The organism is Stenotrophomonas sp. CASM110 (genome assembly GCF_049384345.1).
GTDB classification, from domain to species: domain Bacteria; phylum Pseudomonadota; class Gammaproteobacteria; order Xanthomonadales; family Xanthomonadaceae; genus Stenotrophomonas; species Stenotrophomonas muris.
The window spans coordinates 147,245-164,326 of sequence record NZ_JBMRGI010000010.1 but is presented as its reverse complement, the minus strand read 5'-3'; the positions used below and the strand labels follow the sequence as shown (position 1 = coordinate 164,326).

Here is a 17,082-nt window from a genome sequence, read left to right as displayed (position 1 = left end):
TGTGAGCGGGAAACCCGGGGATGTGGCCGGCCCGGGGCGGGCACTACCAGACATCGTTCTGGCTTGTGCCGACCAACGGTCGGCACCCACAGCACAAGAGCCTGCCGACCAGGGTCGGCATCCATCCAAAAGCGGCTTTGCTATCCTTTCCGCCCACGCCAGGGAGCCGTCCCGATGCCATCGCTGTCGCCCCGCCGCCCGCTGGTGCTGCTGGCCCTGATCGTCGTGATGGCCGCGATCTTCCTGATCGACACCGTCACCGATTACGCGGTTGCTGCTGCCTGCTTCTACGCAGCGGTCATCCTCGCGGCATCGCGCGTGCTGGGTGCGCGCGGGCTGATCTCCCTGGCCATCGCCTGCATCGCGCTGACCGGGCTGAGTTTCTTCCTGACCCGCTTCGGCACCTACCGCATCGGCCTGGTCAATTCGGTGATCGGCATGCTGGTGATCGGCATCACCACCTACCTCGCCCTGAACATGGAAGCGGCCAAGGCCGCCGTGCAGGAAGCGCAGGGTCGCCTGCTGCGGGTAGCGCGCGCCTCCACCGTGGGCGAACTCACCACCTCCATCGCCCATGAAGTGAACCAGCCGCTGGCGGCCATCGCCAGCAGCGCCGAAGCCTGCCAGCGCTGGCTGGCGCAGGACCCACCGAACGTGGACAAGGCCCGCCAGACCGTAGCCCGCATCCTGGCGGACGCGCACCGCGCCGGTGACGTGATCGCCCGCATCCGCGGCCTGACCCAGGGCGCGGCACCGGAACGACTCGCCTTCGACCTGAACCAGGCGGTGGAGGAAATGCTGGCGTTGTCGCGCAGCGAGCTGGACCGGCATGGCGTGGCCGTGGCCCTGCTGCTGGACGCCGACCTGCCGCCGGTGCAGGCCGATCGCGTGCAGGTGCAGCACGTGATCGGCAACCTGATCCTCAATGCGGTGGATGCAATGGAAGCGGTGCCCGCCGCCGACCGGCGCCTGTCGCTGCTGACCCGTCGTGATGGCCAACGGGTCAGCCTCAGCGTACGCGATCGTGGCGTCGGCCTGCCCGCCGAGCATCCCGAGCGCGTGTTCGACGCGTTCTGGACCACCAAGTCACACGGGTTGGGGCTGGGCCTCAGCCTGAGCCGCTCGATGATCGAGGCCAACGACGGCCAGATCCGCGCCGAACGACCGGCAGGCGGCGGTGCCTGCTTCGTCTTCGACCTGCCCGTCGCCACGGATGTCCACCATGCGTAAGCCCACTGCACCCATCGCCGATCCGGCGCCCATTGTCTATGTGGTCGACGACGATCCGTCGGTGCGCGCGGCGCTGGAAGACCTGCTGGCCTCGATGGGCCTGCAGGTGCGGGCCTTCGCCTCCACCCAGGCCTTCCTCGAGCACGACCTGGGAGACGCGCCGGCGTGCCTGGTGCTGGACGTGCGCATGCCCGGCCAGAGCGGTCTTGAATTCCATCACACGATGGGCAGCCATGGCCTGCAGCTCCCCGTGGTGTTCATCACCGGCCACGGCGACATCGCGATGGGTGTCAACGCGATCAAGGAGGGTGCCATCGAATTCCTGACCAAGCCCTTTCGCGACCAGGAACTGCTGGATGCGATCCACAAGGGCATCGAGATCGACCGCCAGCGCCGCCGCGAGGGCGAGGCGCTCGATGCCCTGCAGCAGCGCTGGAACACGCTCAACGCGGGTGAGCGCGAGGTGGTCGATGGCGTGGTGCGTGGCCGCCTCAACAAGCAGATCGCCGGCGACCTCGGCGTCAGCGAGATCACGGTGAAGGTGCGCCGCGCACAGGTGATGCGCAAGATGGGCGCGCGCACCCTGGTCGATCTGGTGCGCATGTACGACCGCCTGCAGGCGGGGACGCCATGAACGTCCACGTCGCCTTGCTGCGCGCAGTCAACGTCGGCGGCACCGGCAGGCTGCCGATGCGCGAACTGGTGGCGATGTGCGAGGACGCAGGCTTCGCCGATGTCCGCACGTACATCGCCAGCGGCAATGTGGTGTTGCGCAGCTCGCTCGACGAAACGGGCGTGCGCCAGGCCCTCGGCCAGCGGCTCCAGGAATATGCCGGCAAGCCGGTGGGCGTACTGGTGCGTTCGGCCAGCGAGATCGCAGGCGTGGTGGCACGCAATCCGTTTCCGGATGCCGCCGGCAACCGTGTGGTCGCCCTGTTCCTCGACGGCAGCCTGCCTGCCGACCCGCTTGATGGCGTGACCGGCCGGCGCGACGAACAGCTTGCACTCGGCACGCGCGAGATCTTCATCCACTACGGCGCCGGCATGGCCGACTCGCGCCTGCGCATTCCCGGCTCGGCACAGGGCACGGCGCGCAATCTCAACACCGTCGCCAGGCTAGCGGCGATGGCAGCGGAACTCCGCTAGGGTTCTTCCGGCAGGCTGTAGACCAGCCGGTAGTCATGGCGGCCCTCGCTGATGGTGATCTCCAGCGTGCCGCTCAGGCCGAGCAGTCCTTCACTGCCCGAATCGGGCACCACCACCACGCTCAGCTGCGGCGTGCCACGGGTCATCAACCCGTTGTGCTGCAGGGTGAACCCACCCTGGCGCCCGGCCAGCGTGGCCGTTACCCGCTCCATCGCCACGTAGCCGGCCGAGCCCTGCACCGGCGTGCGGAAGGCCAGCATCTGGCCGACGCTGCTGCCGTGCAGGTCGCCGGCGAAGGTCTTGTTGATCGACATCACCGCAATCGGGCCGTCATTGCCACCGATCGGCCGCAGATCCACTTCAAACGTACCGTGTGCTTCGCCCTTCATCCTGCTCTCCCCTCTGGTCGGTTCAACGCTGCTACTTCTTCGTGGCCAGCACGATCACCCCGGCCAGCACCAGGCCGATGCCGCTCCACTCCCGCAGGCTGGGCCGCTCGCCCAGCAGAAGATAGGCCAGCACGATCACCAGCACCACGCTGAACTTGTCCACCACGGCCACCTTGGCCAGCTCACCGCTCTGTAGTGCGCGGAAGTAGAACAGCCACGACGCACCGGTGGCCAGCGCCGACAGCACCAGGAACAGCTGGGTGCGCCCCGGCAGCAGCAATGGATTGGACCATTTGCCGGTGACCATCACCAGCGGCAGGATCACCGCCGCCACCACCAGGGTACGGATGGCCATGGCCAGGTCCGGGTCGACGCCCTTGACGCCGACCTTGGCGAACAGCGCAGTCAGCGCTGCGAACACGGCGGACAGTCCCGCCCAGAGCAACCATTGCGGTACGTTCTGCACGAAGCCCTCGCTTGCCGCAACCGATGAGCGTGCGCCAACGCTACTCCACCCTGCCATCGGTGGGGCTTCACCTGCCCATCACCGCCGCTACAATGGGACGGAATCGCCAGGGGGGCGATCTGCAGGGAATGCGCCATGCTTGAACAGGACACCACCCTCGCCCATACCGGGCCGTCGGCCCTTGACCGGGCCCGCCTGTCGTGCGCCGCACGGCTGCCGCTCCCCTTCCCCTTCGTTTCGCAGCAACCTGCCCGTTCCGCGCGGCAGGTTCCTCATTGCCTGCCCTGACCGGAGCCGTCGAAATGTCCGAGAACGCCCTCCTTGCCACGCCGGCCGCTACCGCGCCGATCAAGTACCTCGACCGCGCCATGGCCACGCTGCGCAGCCTGGGCCTGGCCGCTCCCCAGGACAACAACGCACCGGCCATCGCGCTGGTCTCGCAGCTGTCCACCCTTGACCAGGGCCGCGTGGTGGCCATTGCCCGCGTGCTGCAGCAGTCCGGGCATTTCAATGCCGTGATGCGTGACGAAATCAGCTCGGCCAAGGTGTCCGACCGCTATACCGAGATCATCCGCGCCTTCGACAGCATTCGTGACGATGCCAGCACCATGGTCGAACAGGTGCGCGACGGCAGGATCGACATGGGCGAGCGCCTGCAGAACCTGTGGATGAAGGTCACCCGCGGCGACATCCCGAGCCGGTTCGAGAAGATCCGCCGCACATTCCTGGAAGTCAGCCGCGATTCGGCCGAGCAGCTGCAGCGCGAGTCGCGCGTGCTGGAGATGTACGGCGACTTCCGCCTGTCGATCAAGGATGCCGAGATCCAGGCCCATGAGCTGTTGAAGCTGCAGGAGCAGGCGCTGGCCGATGCCCGCGAGGCGCTGAAGCAGGCGCAGCAGCGCGTGGAGTCGGCCGATCCGGCCGCCGATGCCGCCGACACCGGCCGCCTGGTCATGGCCCGCGATGAGGCCCTGCGCAACAACCAGGCCGAGGAGTCGCGCTACCAGCTGGCCAAGGACCTGGCCGAGAACCTGCAGGTGAATTACGCCACCTCCGAGGCGATCATGCTGCGCGTGCACCAGTCGCACGAGATCAAGCGCCGCGTCAACGAGCGCTCGGTGGTGTTCTTCTCCACCAATGAAACTAGCTTCACCGCCTTGAACCTGGCCTTCACCACGCAGATGGGCCTGCACGAGTCCACGCAGGCGCTCAATGCGATGACCGAGGGCACCTCCAAGGGCCTGGAAGCGGTGGCCAACATCGGCGATGACGTGCTGCACGAGGGCCTGAAGGCCGGCTACGGCGCCACCATCGGCGTCGATTCGGTGCGCAAGCTGGTCGATGCGGTGGTGCGCTTCCAGGAGACCTCGCTGCAGGAGATCGAGCAGCTGCGCGGCCAGGCGACCCGCGACTCGGCCGAGATCGCCGAGTATGTCGAACAGGGCAAGCAGCGCTTCGCCGCCCTGCTGCAGGCGCCGCCGAGCCCGGAGCCGCGCTGAGGTGAGTGCGACGATGGCCCCTGCCGAGCTGCAGGCTGCGCTGCTGACCATGGATGTGGTCGACCAGCTGCGCTACCGCAATGCCGAAATGAAGGCGCTGGCCGACAGCGGCCACGACAAGGCGACGCTGAAGCAGCGCCTGCTTGAGCTGTACCGCTCGCAGGGTATCGAGGTCTCCGACGAGATCCTCGAGGCCGGCATCCAGGCCCAGCGCGAGCAGCGCTACCTCTACACCGCGCCGCGTGGCTGGAAGGCGTGGCTGGCGCGGCGCTGGATCGATCGGGCCCGCCTGTTGAAGTGGGCGCTGCTGGCGGCCTTCCTGCTGCTGGTGCTCGGCATGCTGCTGGTCATGGCGCGCAGCTTCGGAGCGTTCGTGCACGAGAGCAACGTGCAGAAGAACGTGCAGGTGCTGAACGACAAGGTGGCCGCGCAGCAACAGGAGGCTGCTGCAGCGCGCGCCCTGCTGGCAGCACAGGAACAGGCCCTGCAGGGGCTGCTGCCACGTGCCACGGCCAGCGGTGGGCGCCTGCAGCCACTGGCCGAAGGCGCACAGGCCGCGCTGGCCGAAGCACAGCGGCGCTTCGCCGGGGTTCCCGCCGCACTGGCCGCACAGCCGACCCTTGTGCGCAAGGACAAGCTCACCCGGCTCAGCAGTGGTGGCAGTGCCACCGGCGAGCAGGCGGCCGCGCAGGTTGAGCAGCATCGGCAGGCCGCCGCGCAGCTGCTGGCGAATGCCAGGGAAACCCTGCCGCCGCTGACCGAGCGGGTGAACATTCTCGGCCAGGCGATCGAGGCCAGCGAGCTGCTGGATACCACCAACGCCGCCGCAAAGGCGGCACGCCTCGCGCCGGATGCAGAGCAGGCGCGCGCACGCGCCTACACCGGCGGCGACGTGGCACTGCGCGCGGGCGACATCGCCGCGGCCGGCCAGGCGGTAGCGACCCTGAAGGAGCTGATCGGCAGCGCCGACACGCTGGCCGCGCTCAACGAGCGGTTGGCCCAGCTCAAGGCCGACGGCCTCGCCACCGGTGTCGCCGGCGAAGACCGCAAGCGCTTCGAACGTGCGCTGGAGCAGGCCGCCCGCCTGATCCGGGTCGAGACGCTGGCCGAAGCCGGGCCGGCCCTGGACAAGGTCAGCCAGCTGGTGGGGCTGCTGTCGCAGACCCTGGTCTACCGCATCGTCAACCGTGACGATGAACGCACCGGCGTCTGGCGCTACAACGAGAAGGCCAATGGTGGCCGCAACTACTATCTGGTGACCGAAGCGCTGGACGAGGCCGGCAATGCTGCCGAACTGCCGATCCGCAACGAGGAAACCGGCAAGGAGGAACGGGTCTCGGTGTTTGCCGTACGCGTGCCCGAGGCCACCTACAACCGGGTTGCCGCCGACAAGCAGGACAACGGCATCATCGAAGACGACCAGATCGGCAGCAAGCCGCGCGGCAGCCTGTCGCCGCGGTTCCGCATGCCCGCCACCGGTGGCTACATCACCCAATGGTCATGGGTAAGGAACTGACATGAGAGACCTGAACGACGCGATTGCCGATGTCGAAACCGATATCGGCCAGGTGCAGGCACAACTGGCCGCGCGTGGCGACCAGTGCCGGGAGCTGATCAAGGAACAGGAAGCGCTGCACGGGCGGGTCCGCGACGACTTCAACGCCCTGGCGCGCCTGCAGGCCGAGGCCGCCACCGATGCGCCGCCGATGCTGGCCCGGGACCTGCTGCAGCAGTCCAGCGCCGATCTGCAGCGCCGTGACCGCAAAGCGGCGGTACTGGACGACGAACTGCAGGCGCTGCTGGACATCGAGCAGTCCTTGCAGCAGCGGTCGCAGGAGGCCGTTGCCGCACGCGACGCCGCCGGCGAACGCTGGCAGGCCCTGCAGGACCAGGTGGACACCACGCTGGAAGCGGAACCCACCTACAGGGTGCTGCAGGACGACCTGCAGCTGGCCGTGGCACGCGCCGACACGGTCGAGCGCATGGCTTCCTCTGCCCAATCGGAGCATGACGCCAAGGCCGGCGCCTATCAGGCCGACCCGATCTTCATGTACCTGCACCGGCGCAGCTACGGCAGCACGGCCTACCGCGGCTGGCCACTGGTGCGCACCGTCGACGGCTGGCTGGCCGAACTGTGCGGCTTTGACCGTGCCCGTCGCGAGTACGCCACGCTGGTCGAGCTTCCGCCCTATCTGCAGGAACATGCCCGACGCGCCCGCGACGACGTGGAGGCGGCCCGCCAACCGGTACAGCAGGCCCGCGATGCCGCCCTCGCCCGCGCCGGTGGCGACCCGCTGCGCCAGCAGCTGCAGACGGCACAGGGCGCAGTAGCGCAGGCGCTGCTGGCCGAGCAGCTGCATCGTCAGACCGTGGATGCCAAGCAGGCACAGATCGACGGCTTCCGCAGTTGGACCGATGCCGAAGGCAGCGCCCTGCTCACCGCGCTGGCGCGCACGCTGTCGGCCAAGAGCATGGACGACCTGTACCGGCGCGTGGCCGCCACCGCCTCCGGCGAGGACGATGCCGTGCTCGAGCGCATCCATCGCAGTCGCCTGCGCCTGGGCGAGATCGATGGGATGGTAGGCGAGCACACCCGCGAAATGGCCGTGCTGAAAAAGCGCCTGGACAGCCTGCAGGCGGCGCGGAGGAGCTACCAGGCGGCAGCAGACATCGAGCGCCAGGCCTACGAGGCGCCGAGCTACCGGGCCGTCGCGCCGGCCACCGTCGCCGCATCCTTCTTCAGCACCACCAGCAGCCGAAGCACCACCCGCTCCTCTGGCGGCCTGTTCGACCTGCTTTCGGGCGGTTCCAGCAGTTCCGGCTCGGGTTCGAGCTCCAGTTCGAGCTCCAGCTCCAGCTCCAGTTCCAGCGGCAGCAGCTTCCACAGCGGCGGTGGTATCAGCGGCGGCGGTGACTTCAAGACCGGCGGCGGGTTCTAGCCTGGCAACGGCCGGGTGCGCCGCTTCAGCCGCGCATCCAGCAACCCCACGCCCAGCAGCACCAGGCTGGTCAGCCATCCGGCGGCCAGCAGGTGCATCCAGGGCAACACCAGGCCCAGCATCAGTAGTGCGGCGGCGCCCAGCAGGTGCGAGCGCGGCGCGCGCCCATAGACCACGTGCTTGTACAGGGCACTGCCCAGCAGATAGATCAGCGGGCCCGCCACCATCACCGTGGCGTACACCGTGGTGACGGCCGCCGCCGGATGGTCCATGACCAGATCGTTGCCCACCGCGGTGGCGATGATGCCGGCGATCAGCAGGGCATGCACGTAATGGAAATTGGCGCCCATCCGGCCCGGGTCTTCGGCGTGGGTGATGGCCTCTGTGGCATCGCGGCTGGAGATGCCGAAGTACAGCCACCACATGGCAATCGTGCCAGCGAAGGTGGCCAGCACCGCCGAGATCACCTGCAGGCTCCAGTGCTCGACATCGCTTAGCACGCCCCCGGTGGCCAGCAACGTCTCGCCCAGTGCGACGATGACGAACAGCTGGCAGCGTTCGGCCAGGTGACCGCCCTCGATGGTCCAGTCGCGGGTGTGCGACCGGCCCATGCCCGGGAACGCGAAGCCGAACATCGGCGAGATGTATTCGCAGGCCGCCGCCATCGCCCACAGTGCCAGCCGCAGGTGGCCCTCGGCCGCCGCGCCGGCCAGCCAGAAGCAGGCCGACACGCTGACCCAGGCCAGCATGCGGCGGAAGTTCGGCGCCAACGTATGGTTGCGGCCGACTTCCAGCAGCACGAACGCGGTGCGTCCGACCTGCATCGTGGCGTACGCCCCGGCGAAGATCCACGCACGATCGGCGAACGCCTCGGGAATGGACGAGGACATCAACAACGCCAGCAGCATGGTGGCGAACATCAGGCCCCGGATGCGCGGCGCCTCCGGGTCGAACCAGTTGCTGACCCAGCACGCGTACTGCCAGCCGAGCCAGACCGCGAACCACAGCACCAGGGTCTGCAGCACGCCGGCCAGATCCAGGTGGTGCAGCAGATGGTGGCTGAGCTGGGTGACCGCGAACACGTAGACCAGGTCGAAGAACAGTTCTTCGTAGGTCACGCGGGCATGATGGCCATCGCGGTGGCGCAGCGCGGGCAGGCGCAGTCGGGTACTCATGGAACTCCTTCAGCGCGCCAGGCGCCAGTACAGGAAACCGGCCAGCAGCGCCGGCACGGCGAATACCAGCAACAGGATCGGCAGCTCCTCGCGTACCGCGTAGCCGGCCTTGCTGACCCCTACCCACATGTTGGCCACGGCCACCAGCAGCCAGGTGGCGATGAAGGCGATCAGTGCCGTGGGCAGCTGCGAGGTGCCCGTGCTCCAGAGATGGCCAAACAGCACGAATACCCCCAGCAGCAGTACGCCACCCAGCATCACCATGAGCACGTGCATGGTCCACCTCCTTGAGCCTGGTAGCAGGCTAGCCCCGGCCGATTCTGCGCTCCAGCCCGTGGAGGTGGATTCACAATCCATGGCCAGCGAACAATCCCTGGGCAGGCTGCGGCGCACCTTATCGCAGCCATGAATTATTCGCGAAACGGTCCGCGCGGCCCGCGTGGTAGTTTCATCCGACCCTGCCCAGACACCTCTCCGCCATGCGCCTTTGCCTGACGACCCTTGCCCTGACTGCCACACTTGCCTTTGATGTGACTGCCGCCGACGCACCGCTGCCGCAGCTGCAGGCCTACACCGTGGACGCCTCGTGGCTGCAGCCGATGGCACCGCTGCAGATTGCCGACCACACCTGGCAGATCGGCACCGAGGACCTGACCGCGCTGCTGGTGCAGACCGCCGACGGTGCGGTACTGCTCGACGGCGGCATGCCGCAGATGGCCGGTCACCTGCTGGACAACATGAAGGCACGCGGGGTGGCAGCACAGGATCTACGGCTGATCCTGCTCAGCCATGCGCATGCCGACCATGCCGGCCCGGTGGCGGAGCTGAAGCGCCGTACCGGCGCCAGCGTAGCGGCCAACGCCGAATCGGCCGTGCTGCTGGCGCGCGGTGGCAGCAACGACCTGCACTTTGGCGACAGCATCACCTTTCCGCCGGCCAGCGCCGACCGCATCATCATGGATGGCGAAGGGGTCACCGTAGGCGGCATCGCGTTCACCGCGCACTTCATGCCGGGGCACACCCCAGGCAGCACCGCCTGGACCTGGACCGATACCCGCGATGGCCAGCCGGTGCGCATCGCCTACGCCGACAGCCTGAGTGCGCCGGGCTACCAGCTGCAGGGCAACGCCCGTTATCCACGCCTGGTCGAGGACTACCGGCGCAGCTTCGCTACGGTGCGCGGCCTGCCCTGCGACCTGCTGCTGACGCCGCATCCGGGCGCCAGCAACTGGAACTATGCCGCGGGTGCAGAGGCCGGAGCCAACGCCCTGACCTGCAAGGCCTACGCGGATGCGGCCGAGAAGAAGTTCGACGCACAGCTGGCCAAGGAAACAGCCACGGCACGCTGATCCTGTAGAGCCGAGCCCATGCTCGGCTTGCCGGCCAAACACAGCCGAGCATAGGCTCAGCCCTACACAAGACGCGTCGAAGGGTGCCGGTCAGGACGACCGGCACCCGCCTTCCATCAGCCACCCTGCCCGTGCTGGGCAAACGGCTCGGTGCTGCCGTCGGTCCGCACCAGCTCGACGGTGTACGACTGCACGTAACCATCCGGCATTTCCATGCCCGGCGAACCGGCCGGCATGCCGGGCAGCACCAGCCCGCGTGCGGCCGGGCGTTCGGCCAGCAGGCGCTTGATGTCCTCGGCCGGGATGTGGCCTTCGACCACATAACCGCCGATCTCGGCGGTATGGCAGGAGGCCTTGCCGACCGGCACGCCCAGGCGGACCTTGATCGGATTCATGTCATCGGTATCGCGCACGTCCACCTGGAAGCCCGCGGCCTTCAGATGGTCGACCCAGATACCGCAACAGCCACAGCTGGCGGTCTTGTGCACGATGGCCACCGGCAGGGCCGGATCGACCTTGGCCGGGCTGGCCTGGATCGGTGCCACCGGAGCCTTGCTGGCGACCGGTGCGGCGGCGGACTCTTCGGCGGCACGTGCACAGGCGGTGGTGGCCAGCACGGTGCCCAGCAGCAGGCCGAGGGAGAGAGAACGGTTCATTGAGTGATTCCTTTGCTGAGGCGGGCAACGCGGCCCGCCGCCCGCGCATCGAAGGCGCAGGCAGAGGCGAGAAAGAGCCGAACAGTCATGGCAGGCGCTTGAGCGCCTGCAGGACATCACACGATCGGGGGACGCAACGGGTCCGGCATCGGCGGCGATGCGCGTTGCTGGGAACGGGCAGCTACAGGCGCCTCACGCCACGGCGAGGCGGGCGTTCCACTCAACGTGGCCAGCATGCCAAGGCAGGCTGGCGGGCATTCGCACTCACCGCTCTGGCAGGCCGCCCGGGCCGCATCATCGCAGCAGCCGGCTGCCGCCAGCGCAGCCGCGTGCGGTGCAGCGCAGTGATCCTGGTTGGCCGACCCGCCGTACGAAGACGAGCCAAGCGCCAGCGCCGGTGCATTCAGCACCAGGGCAACGAGCAGCATCCATCGCAGCAGCAGGCCAGGCAGGTTCACCCGCCGATGATAGCCGATGCGCGTCACGCAATCGCCGCCGCCATCGCCCGCATCCGCACCGGGATCGACTTCGCTGCGGGTGTGCCGCTGATCCGGTCGTAGTAGTCCAGCGGCAGCAACGGGTTCAGTTCCGGGTAGTAACCGGCCAGCGCGCCGCGCGGCATCGGGTAGTCCAGCACCGTCAGGCCCTCGATGCGGCGCTGCACGCCATCGCCGCTGATCGTCTCCAGGCTGACCAGCGCTTCCTTCTCCAGCCCGCGCGCCAGCCGGTCCTCGATATTCATGAACAGCACCATGCGATCGTTGTACACGCCGCGATAGCGATCGTTGTAGCTGTAGATGGTGGTGTTGTACTGATCATGCGAGCGTACCGTGGCCAACCGCAGCATGTCCGGATCGTGCACCGGATCGTCCACGTCCAGGCCGGGCATCACCAGGATGTTGGCCTTGCCATTGGGCGTGGGCCACACCCGGCGGCGCGGCGGAATGTCCAGATGGAAACCGTGTGGCTGCTGGATGCGCTCGTTGAAGCCGGTGTAGATCTCCGGATACACCGCGGCAATCAGCTCGCGGATGGGCGCGTAGTCGTGCATGCAGCCGGCCCAGTCAACCCTGCTGTCGGGCAGCGTGGCCAGTGCCATCCGGCAGACGATCTCGACCTCGGGCAACACCTCGGCACTGACCGGCTCCAGTACCCCGCGCGACGCGGTGACATTCGACATCGCGTCTTCGATGGTGACGAACTGCTCGCCGGCCGGCGTAACGATGCGCTCCGAGCGCGCCACCACCGGCAGGATCAGTGCATCGCGGCCATGGACCAGGTGCCCGCGGTTGAGCTTGGTGGCAATGCCCACGGTGAGCTCCAGGCCACGCATTGCCTCATACGCACGCGGGGTATCGGGCACGGCATGGATGAAGTTGCCACCCAGGCCGATGAACACCTTGGCGCTGCCGTCCAGCATCGCCTCGATGGATTCGACCACATGGTGGCCATGCTCGCGCGGCGGGTCGAAGCCGAACACCTGCTGCACGCGGTCCAGATAGGCCGGCTTGGGCTTCTCGTCGATGCCGACGGTGCGGTCGCCCTGCACATTGGAATGCCCACGGATCGGTCCGATGCCGGCGCCGGGCTTGCCGAAGTTGCCACGCAGCAACAGCAGGTTGGCGACCTGCTGCAGCAGGCGCGAGCCGTACTGGTGCTGGGTCAGCCCCATGCCGTAGCAGATCACGGTGGCCTTGGAACGGATGTAGATCTCCGCACAGCGGCGGATCTGCGCCTGCGAAATGCCGGACACCTGCACGATCTGGTCCCAGTCCTGCGCCATCACGTCTTCGCGCAGCGCCTCCAGGCCCACCGTGTGTTCCGACAGGAAATCATGGTCGAGCACGCGCTCGCCCTGTGCCTCACGCTCGAACATCACCTTCATCATGCCCTTGATCAGGGCCAGGTCGCCGCCGATGCGGATATGCACGAACTCGCTGGTGATCTCGGTCGAACCGAACGTGGCCATCTGCACCACGTCCTGCGGCTCGGCGAAGCGGATCAGCGCACGCTCGGGCATCGGATTGACCGCCACGATCGGGATGCCGCGTTTACGCGCCTCGACCAGGTTGCTCATCATCCGCGGTGAATTGGTACCGGTGTTCTGGCCGATCACGAAGATCGCCTCGGCATGCTCGAAATCCTGCAGCACGATGGTGCCCTTGCCCACCCCGATGGCCGGCGGCAGGCCACGGCTGGTCGGCTCGTGGCACATGTTCGAGCAGTCCGGGAAATTATTGGTGCCGAACTCGCGCACGAAGATCGAATACAGGAACGCGGCTTCATTGGGCGTGCGGCCGGAGGTGTAGAACTCGGCCTGGTGCGGGCTGTCCAGCGCCTGCAGGTGGCGGCCGATCAGCGCGAAGGCATCGTCCCAGCTGCACGGCACGTAGTGGTCGGTGGCTGCGTCGTAGCGCATCGGCTCGGTCAGCCGGCCCTGCATCTCCAGCCAGTAGTCGGTCTGCGCCATCAGTTCGGTCACGGTGTACCGGGCGAACAGTTCGCGGCCGGCGCGGAACTGGGTGGCTTCCCAGGCCAGTGCCTTCGCGCCGTTCTCGCAGAACTCCAGCTTCTTGCGTTCGTCGGCATCGGGGAACGCGCAGCTGGGGCACTTGAAGCCACCGGGCTGGTTCATCGCCAGCAATGCCTTCGATCCCTTGCCGATCACACTCTGCTGCAGCAGCACCTTGGCCGTGGCGCCGGCGGCACCCCAGCCTCCGGCGGGCTGGTTGTAGGGCTTGTAACGCGGCGGTTTCTGCTCGGACATGTTCGGGAACCTGGCGGAAGGAACGCAACAACGAACGGCACAACGCGGCCCGGCGGTGCATTCAGTGGCACGACCAGCCGCACAGTCAAGCACGGCCCACGGCGCTTCGCCAGAGGGCACCGGCTGATTTCAGCACAACCTGCCATGGCAACGGTTACAGCCGCGTCTGCGCGCAACCACTGCGCTATCCTCGAAACCGCCGGCGGTGGCCCGCCCGCGTTTCTCCCTTGTCCGGACGCGCTGCATGCCTGATTCGATCCCGCCGCACACCCCGCCTGCCGGCACCGCCCAACGCCCGTTGCAGCGCTGGCGCGGCGGCACGCAACAGCAGCAGGTCGACGTGGTGGCCGAGGAAGTGCCGGTGGCGCTGCGCTACAACGATGCCGCCTTTGCCGTGATGATGGCCACACCCTGTGATCTGGAGGACTTCGCACTCGGATTTTCGCTCAGCGAAGGCCTGATCAGCGCGCCCTCGCAGCTGCTGTCGATCGATATCCACCCACAGCTGGAAGGCATCGAGCTGCAGATGACCGTGGACGAGGCTGCGCCCGGCGCAAACCTCGACCCCGACAAGGGGCGCCTGCTGCCCGGCCGTGGTGGCTGTGGCCTGTGCGGCACGCGCCAGCTGGAAGAAGTGCTGCGCCCACTGCCGCAGATCCGCGAACGCCGCAGCTATTCCGCCACCGCCCTGCAGCGGGCGTTGGCCAGCCTGGCGCAGCACCAGCCGATGAATGCGGCAAGCGGCTCGATCCATGCCGCGGCCTGGGCCGACGCCAGTGGGCGCATCGGCTGGGTACGCGAGGACGTCGGCCGCCACAATGCACTGGACAAGCTGATCGGCGCCCTGCACCACAACGAACACGCCATCGAAGGCGGCCTGCTGGTGATTTCCAGCCGGGCCAGCTACGAGATGGTGAGCAAGGCAGTGCGCGCCGGCGCCAGCGTGCTGGCGGCAGTGTCCGCGCCGACCGCGCTGGCGATCGATCTGGCCCGCAGCGCCGGCCTGTGCCTGGTCGGGTTCGCGCGGGAAAGCGGGTTCAATGTGTATACCCATCCGGAGCGGCTGCAGGCGCACGACGGCCACGCCCGCTGAGGATGGCCGGGAGCACTGCGTTCCCCCGGCCCGGTACACCTCAGCGCAGCGCGACCTTCGGGAAGTCCACCGGCACGTCGAACGCCACGTTGACGTAGTTGGTGAACAGGTTGAGCGCCACATGCGCGAGGATCTCGACGACCTGCTCATCATCGAAGCCGGCCGCGCGCAGCGCCTGCACGTCGCCGTCGGCGATCTGCGCACGCTGCTCGACCACCTTCAACGCGAAGTCGAGCGCCGCCGCAGTGGCCGGGTCGCTGGACTGGCCGATCTGCGCGGCAGCCATCTGCTCACCGCTGGCGCCGGCCTTGCGGCCCAATGCCGTGTGCGCGGCCAGGCAGTACTCGCAGGCGTTGCGGTTGGCGATGGCCACGGCGATCTGCTCGCCCAGCAGCGGCGACAGGCGACCGCCGCCCAGCGCGCCGAACGAACCCCACATGCTCTGCAGGGCAGCCGGCGAGTTGGCTACGGCACGGAACATGGCCGGGGTGGCGCCGAAGGCGGCGTGGACCTGGCCCAGCAGGGCCTGGCGGTCGGCGGTGGTGTTGGCGGCATCGATCAGGGGGACACGGGACATGGTGGATCTCCTTGGGAAAGCGCCCGGGATTGGACGACCCGCTCATCCTAGGTAGAATCCATGGACGAATCAGACGCAATAAACCACACATGTTGTCCATTCATCCATGAACGTGTCCGCCGACACTTCCGCACCCGACCGCCTCTCCTCTCTGCTGGAACGCTTCCGGGTGCAGGCCGCGCTGTTCCACAGTGGTCCGCTGTGCGGGCGCCACGTCTTCGAGCCGCAGCCCGGTCGTGCCTTCCTGCACATCCTGCGCCAGGGTGAAATGGAGGTCCGTCATCCCGGGGGCGATAGCGCGCTGCCCCGGTTGAAGATCGATACACCCAGCCTCCTGCTGTATCCGCAGCCGCTGCACCATGTGTTCTTCAACGCTCCGCTGGACGGCCCGGATTTCACCTGTGCCACGCTGGATTTCGATGGTGGCGCGCGCAATCCGATCGTGCAGTCGCTGCCACCGGTGATGGTGGTGCCGCTGGCCGCGATCACCGAACTGGATGACACCCTGCAGCTGCTGTTCGCCGAAGCCGATCGCCAGCGCTGCGGGTCACGGCTGCTGACCAACCGCCTGTTCGAGGTGGCGCTGATCCAGATCCTGCGCTGGGTGGTCGACCACCCGGATGCAGCCGGCGTCAGCCACGGGTTGATGCGGGGGCTGTCCGATGCGCGGCTGGCACGCACGCTGGTGGCGATGCACCAGGCACCGCAGGACGAATGGACGCTGCCGCGCATGGCCGCGACCGCCGGCATGTCGCGCAGCGCGTTCGCGGCCGTGTTCAAGGACGTGATGCAGGCAACGCCAGCCAGCTACCTGCTGGACTGGCGGCTGAGCCTGGCCTGCGCGCAGCTGCGGGCCGGCGTGGCGGTCAAGCAGGTGGCGATCGAGGTGGGGTTTGCCGATACCGCATCGTTGTCGAAGGCGTTCCGCAAGCGGCTGGGGGCTTCGCCGAGGGCGTGGCTGGCCGCGGGCGCCGCGCAGGCTGGGTAAAGGCGAGGGGGTAGAGTCGACCGCTGGTCGACTATCGCGCGACGCGCGGGATTTTCGTTGTCCGACCGAAGGGCAGTCGACTAACGATCGACTCTACCGATGCGGCATTTTCGTGATCTGACCGAAGAGCAGCCGACCAGCGGTCGGCTCTACCACGGACGATCGAAGCGGCATTTCCGTTGCCTGACCGAACGGCAGCCGACCAGCGGTCGGCTCTGCCACGGGCGATGTCGGCGCGCCGGCTGCCCGCTCAGCTGGACGTTCCATCGGGCTTCGCCAGCAGCCCGGCGATCCGTTCGGCCACCTGGGCGCGCACGCTTTCATCCAGCTGCCCTTCGTACATCGCCTCGTAGATCCACAGGCCGTCGGCGGCCAGCCGTGCCACGAAATTGTCGAGCGCGGCCGGGTCGCTCTGCCCGGCCGACGGTGGCAACGGCGCCCAACGCCGTACCGCCGGCCCCCACGGGCGCTCATCGGCGTCCGGGTCGGCCGATTCGAGCATGAACATCAGCTCGGCACGGGTAGCGCTCTGCGCCGAGACGCGCACGAAGGTCTGGTAACGCTCCAGCGCCGAGGCTTCGTCTGCACGCTTGCCCAGCAGCGTTTCCATCGACGTCTCCCAGGCCTGCACCAGGTGCTCGTCGATGCCGCGCAGCAGCGCCTCGCGCGAGGGGAAGTGGTACAGCAGGCCGCCGCGGGTCAGCTTGGCCTCGGCCGCCACCGACTCGAAGGTCACTGCGCGCACGCCATCACGATTGATCACGTTGACGGCGGCGTCGAGGATGCGGTCGCGCTTGCTGGTTCTCAT

Annotated in this window: 17 protein-coding genes; 9 read left to right on the top strand and 8 right to left on the bottom strand. The window is 67.9% G+C overall.

Features of this window, described 5'->3' with window-relative positions; translation table 11 throughout:
* Positions 1-174 precede the first annotated feature (174 nt).
* The 3 genes from VG561_RS11375 to VG561_RS11365 are packed head-to-tail and all read left to right on the top strand — an operon-like array spanning position 175 to position 2,376.
* On the top strand, positions 175-1,230 hold the full coding sequence (locus VG561_RS11375; protein ID WP_423179599.1) for a sensor histidine kinase: 1,056 nt from the start codon (positions 175-177) through the stop codon (positions 1,228-1,230).
* Positions 1,223-1,864, top strand: a complete 642-nt coding sequence (locus tag VG561_RS11370; protein WP_423179598.1) for a response regulator transcription factor — start codon at positions 1,223-1,225, stop codon at positions 1,862-1,864. Before VG561_RS11375 ends, VG561_RS11370 begins: the two co-directional genes overlap by 8 nt.
* A complete protein-coding gene (locus VG561_RS11365) occupies positions 1,861-2,376 on the top strand; it encodes a DUF1697 domain-containing protein (protein ID WP_197604667.1) in 516 nt (171 codons plus the stop codon). The genes VG561_RS11370 and VG561_RS11365 overlap by 4 nt, the downstream gene beginning before the upstream one ends.
* Here VG561_RS11365 and VG561_RS11360 read toward each other — a convergent pair.
* Both VG561_RS11360 and VG561_RS11355 read right to left on the bottom strand, forming a co-directional pair.
* Positions 2,373-2,765 (bottom strand): DUF3224 domain-containing protein, encoded by a 393-nt coding sequence (locus VG561_RS11360; protein ID WP_262093874.1) that lies wholly within the window; start codon positions 2,763-2,765, stop codon positions 2,373-2,375. The two genes, VG561_RS11365 and VG561_RS11360, sit on opposite strands and share 4 nt — an antisense overlap.
* Before the next feature lie 31 nt (positions 2,766-2,796).
* Positions 2,797-3,231: an EamA family transporter gene (locus tag VG561_RS11355; RefSeq protein ID WP_075076981.1), complete on the bottom strand. Its 435-nt coding sequence runs from the start codon at positions 3,229-3,231 to the stop codon at positions 2,797-2,799.
* A gap of 302 nt (positions 3,232-3,533) precedes the next feature.
* On the opposite strand from VG561_RS11355, the gene VG561_RS11350 reads away from it, so the two are divergent.
* The 3 genes from VG561_RS11350 to VG561_RS11340 are packed head-to-tail and all read left to right on the top strand — an operon-like array spanning position 3,534 to position 7,669.
* Positions 3,534-4,730: a cell surface protein gene (locus VG561_RS11350; protein ID WP_423179597.1), complete on the top strand. Its 1,197-nt coding sequence runs from the start codon at positions 3,534-3,536 to the stop codon at positions 4,728-4,730.
* A gap of 13 nt (positions 4,731-4,743) precedes the next feature.
* Entirely contained in the window at positions 4,744-6,246 is a 1,503-nt protein-coding gene (locus VG561_RS11345; protein WP_423179596.1) for a DUF6384 family protein, read from the top strand.
* Position 6,247: 1 nt separating this feature from the next.
* Positions 6,248-7,669: a hypothetical protein gene (locus VG561_RS11340; protein ID WP_262093870.1), complete on the top strand. Its 1,422-nt coding sequence runs from the start codon at positions 6,248-6,250 to the stop codon at positions 7,667-7,669.
* Here VG561_RS11340 and VG561_RS11335 read toward each other — a convergent pair.
* Positions 7,666-8,844 carry a low temperature requirement protein A gene (locus tag VG561_RS11335; protein WP_046430856.1) on the bottom strand — a complete coding sequence of 393 codons (1,179 nt, stop codon included), beginning with the start codon at positions 8,842-8,844 and terminating at the stop codon, positions 7,666-7,668. The genes VG561_RS11340 and VG561_RS11335 overlap by 4 nt on opposite strands.
* Positions 8,845-8,853: 9 nt before the next feature.
* Positions 8,854-9,120 carry a hypothetical protein gene (locus VG561_RS11330; RefSeq protein ID WP_014647303.1) on the bottom strand — a complete coding sequence of 89 codons (267 nt, stop codon included), beginning with the start codon at positions 9,118-9,120 and terminating at the stop codon, positions 8,854-8,856.
* Positions 9,121-9,323: 203 nt separating this feature from the next.
* Between VG561_RS11330 and blaL1 the strand changes: the two genes are divergently transcribed.
* Entirely contained in the window at positions 9,324-10,193 is an 870-nt protein-coding gene (blaL1, locus tag VG561_RS11325) for a L1 family subclass B3 metallo-beta-lactamase (RefSeq protein ID WP_134808923.1), read from the top strand.
* Positions 10,194-10,309: 116 nt separating this feature from the next.
* Here blaL1 and VG561_RS11320 read toward each other — a convergent pair whose 3' ends face one another.
* Together VG561_RS11320 and VG561_RS11315 are read right to left on the bottom strand one after the other, a co-directional pair.
* Positions 10,310-10,849, bottom strand: coding sequence for a DUF411 domain-containing protein (locus VG561_RS11320; RefSeq protein WP_014647305.1), 540 nt, complete (start codon positions 10,847-10,849; stop codon positions 10,310-10,312).
* A gap of 481 nt (positions 10,850-11,330) precedes the next feature.
* A complete protein-coding gene (locus VG561_RS11315) occupies positions 11,331-13,616 on the bottom strand; it encodes an FdhF/YdeP family oxidoreductase (protein WP_014647307.1) in 2,286 nt (761 codons plus the stop codon).
* A gap of 244 nt (positions 13,617-13,860) precedes the next feature.
* Here VG561_RS11315 and fdhD point away from each other — a divergent pair, with 244 nt between their 5' ends.
* Positions 13,861-14,709: a formate dehydrogenase accessory sulfurtransferase FdhD gene (gene fdhD / locus VG561_RS11310; protein ID WP_032962653.1), complete on the top strand. Its 849-nt coding sequence runs from the start codon at positions 13,861-13,863 to the stop codon at positions 14,707-14,709.
* A gap of 40 nt (positions 14,710-14,749) precedes the next feature.
* Here the strand turns inward: fdhD and VG561_RS11305 are convergent, their stop codons facing one another.
* A complete protein-coding gene (locus VG561_RS11305; protein WP_046430864.1) occupies positions 14,750-15,286 on the bottom strand; it encodes a carboxymuconolactone decarboxylase family protein in 537 nt (178 codons plus the stop codon).
* Between the two features lie 106 nt (positions 15,287-15,392).
* Here VG561_RS11305 and VG561_RS11300 point away from each other — a divergent pair, with 106 nt between their 5' ends.
* Positions 15,393-16,274 (top strand): AraC family transcriptional regulator, encoded by an 882-nt coding sequence (locus VG561_RS11300; RefSeq protein WP_423179595.1) that lies wholly within the window; start codon positions 15,393-15,395, stop codon positions 16,272-16,274.
* A gap of 250 nt (positions 16,275-16,524) precedes the next feature.
* On the opposite strand, the gene VG561_RS11295 is transcribed toward VG561_RS11300, so the two are convergent.
* A complete protein-coding gene (locus VG561_RS11295) occupies positions 16,525-17,082 on the bottom strand; it encodes a TetR/AcrR family transcriptional regulator (protein WP_049420776.1) in 558 nt (185 codons plus the stop codon).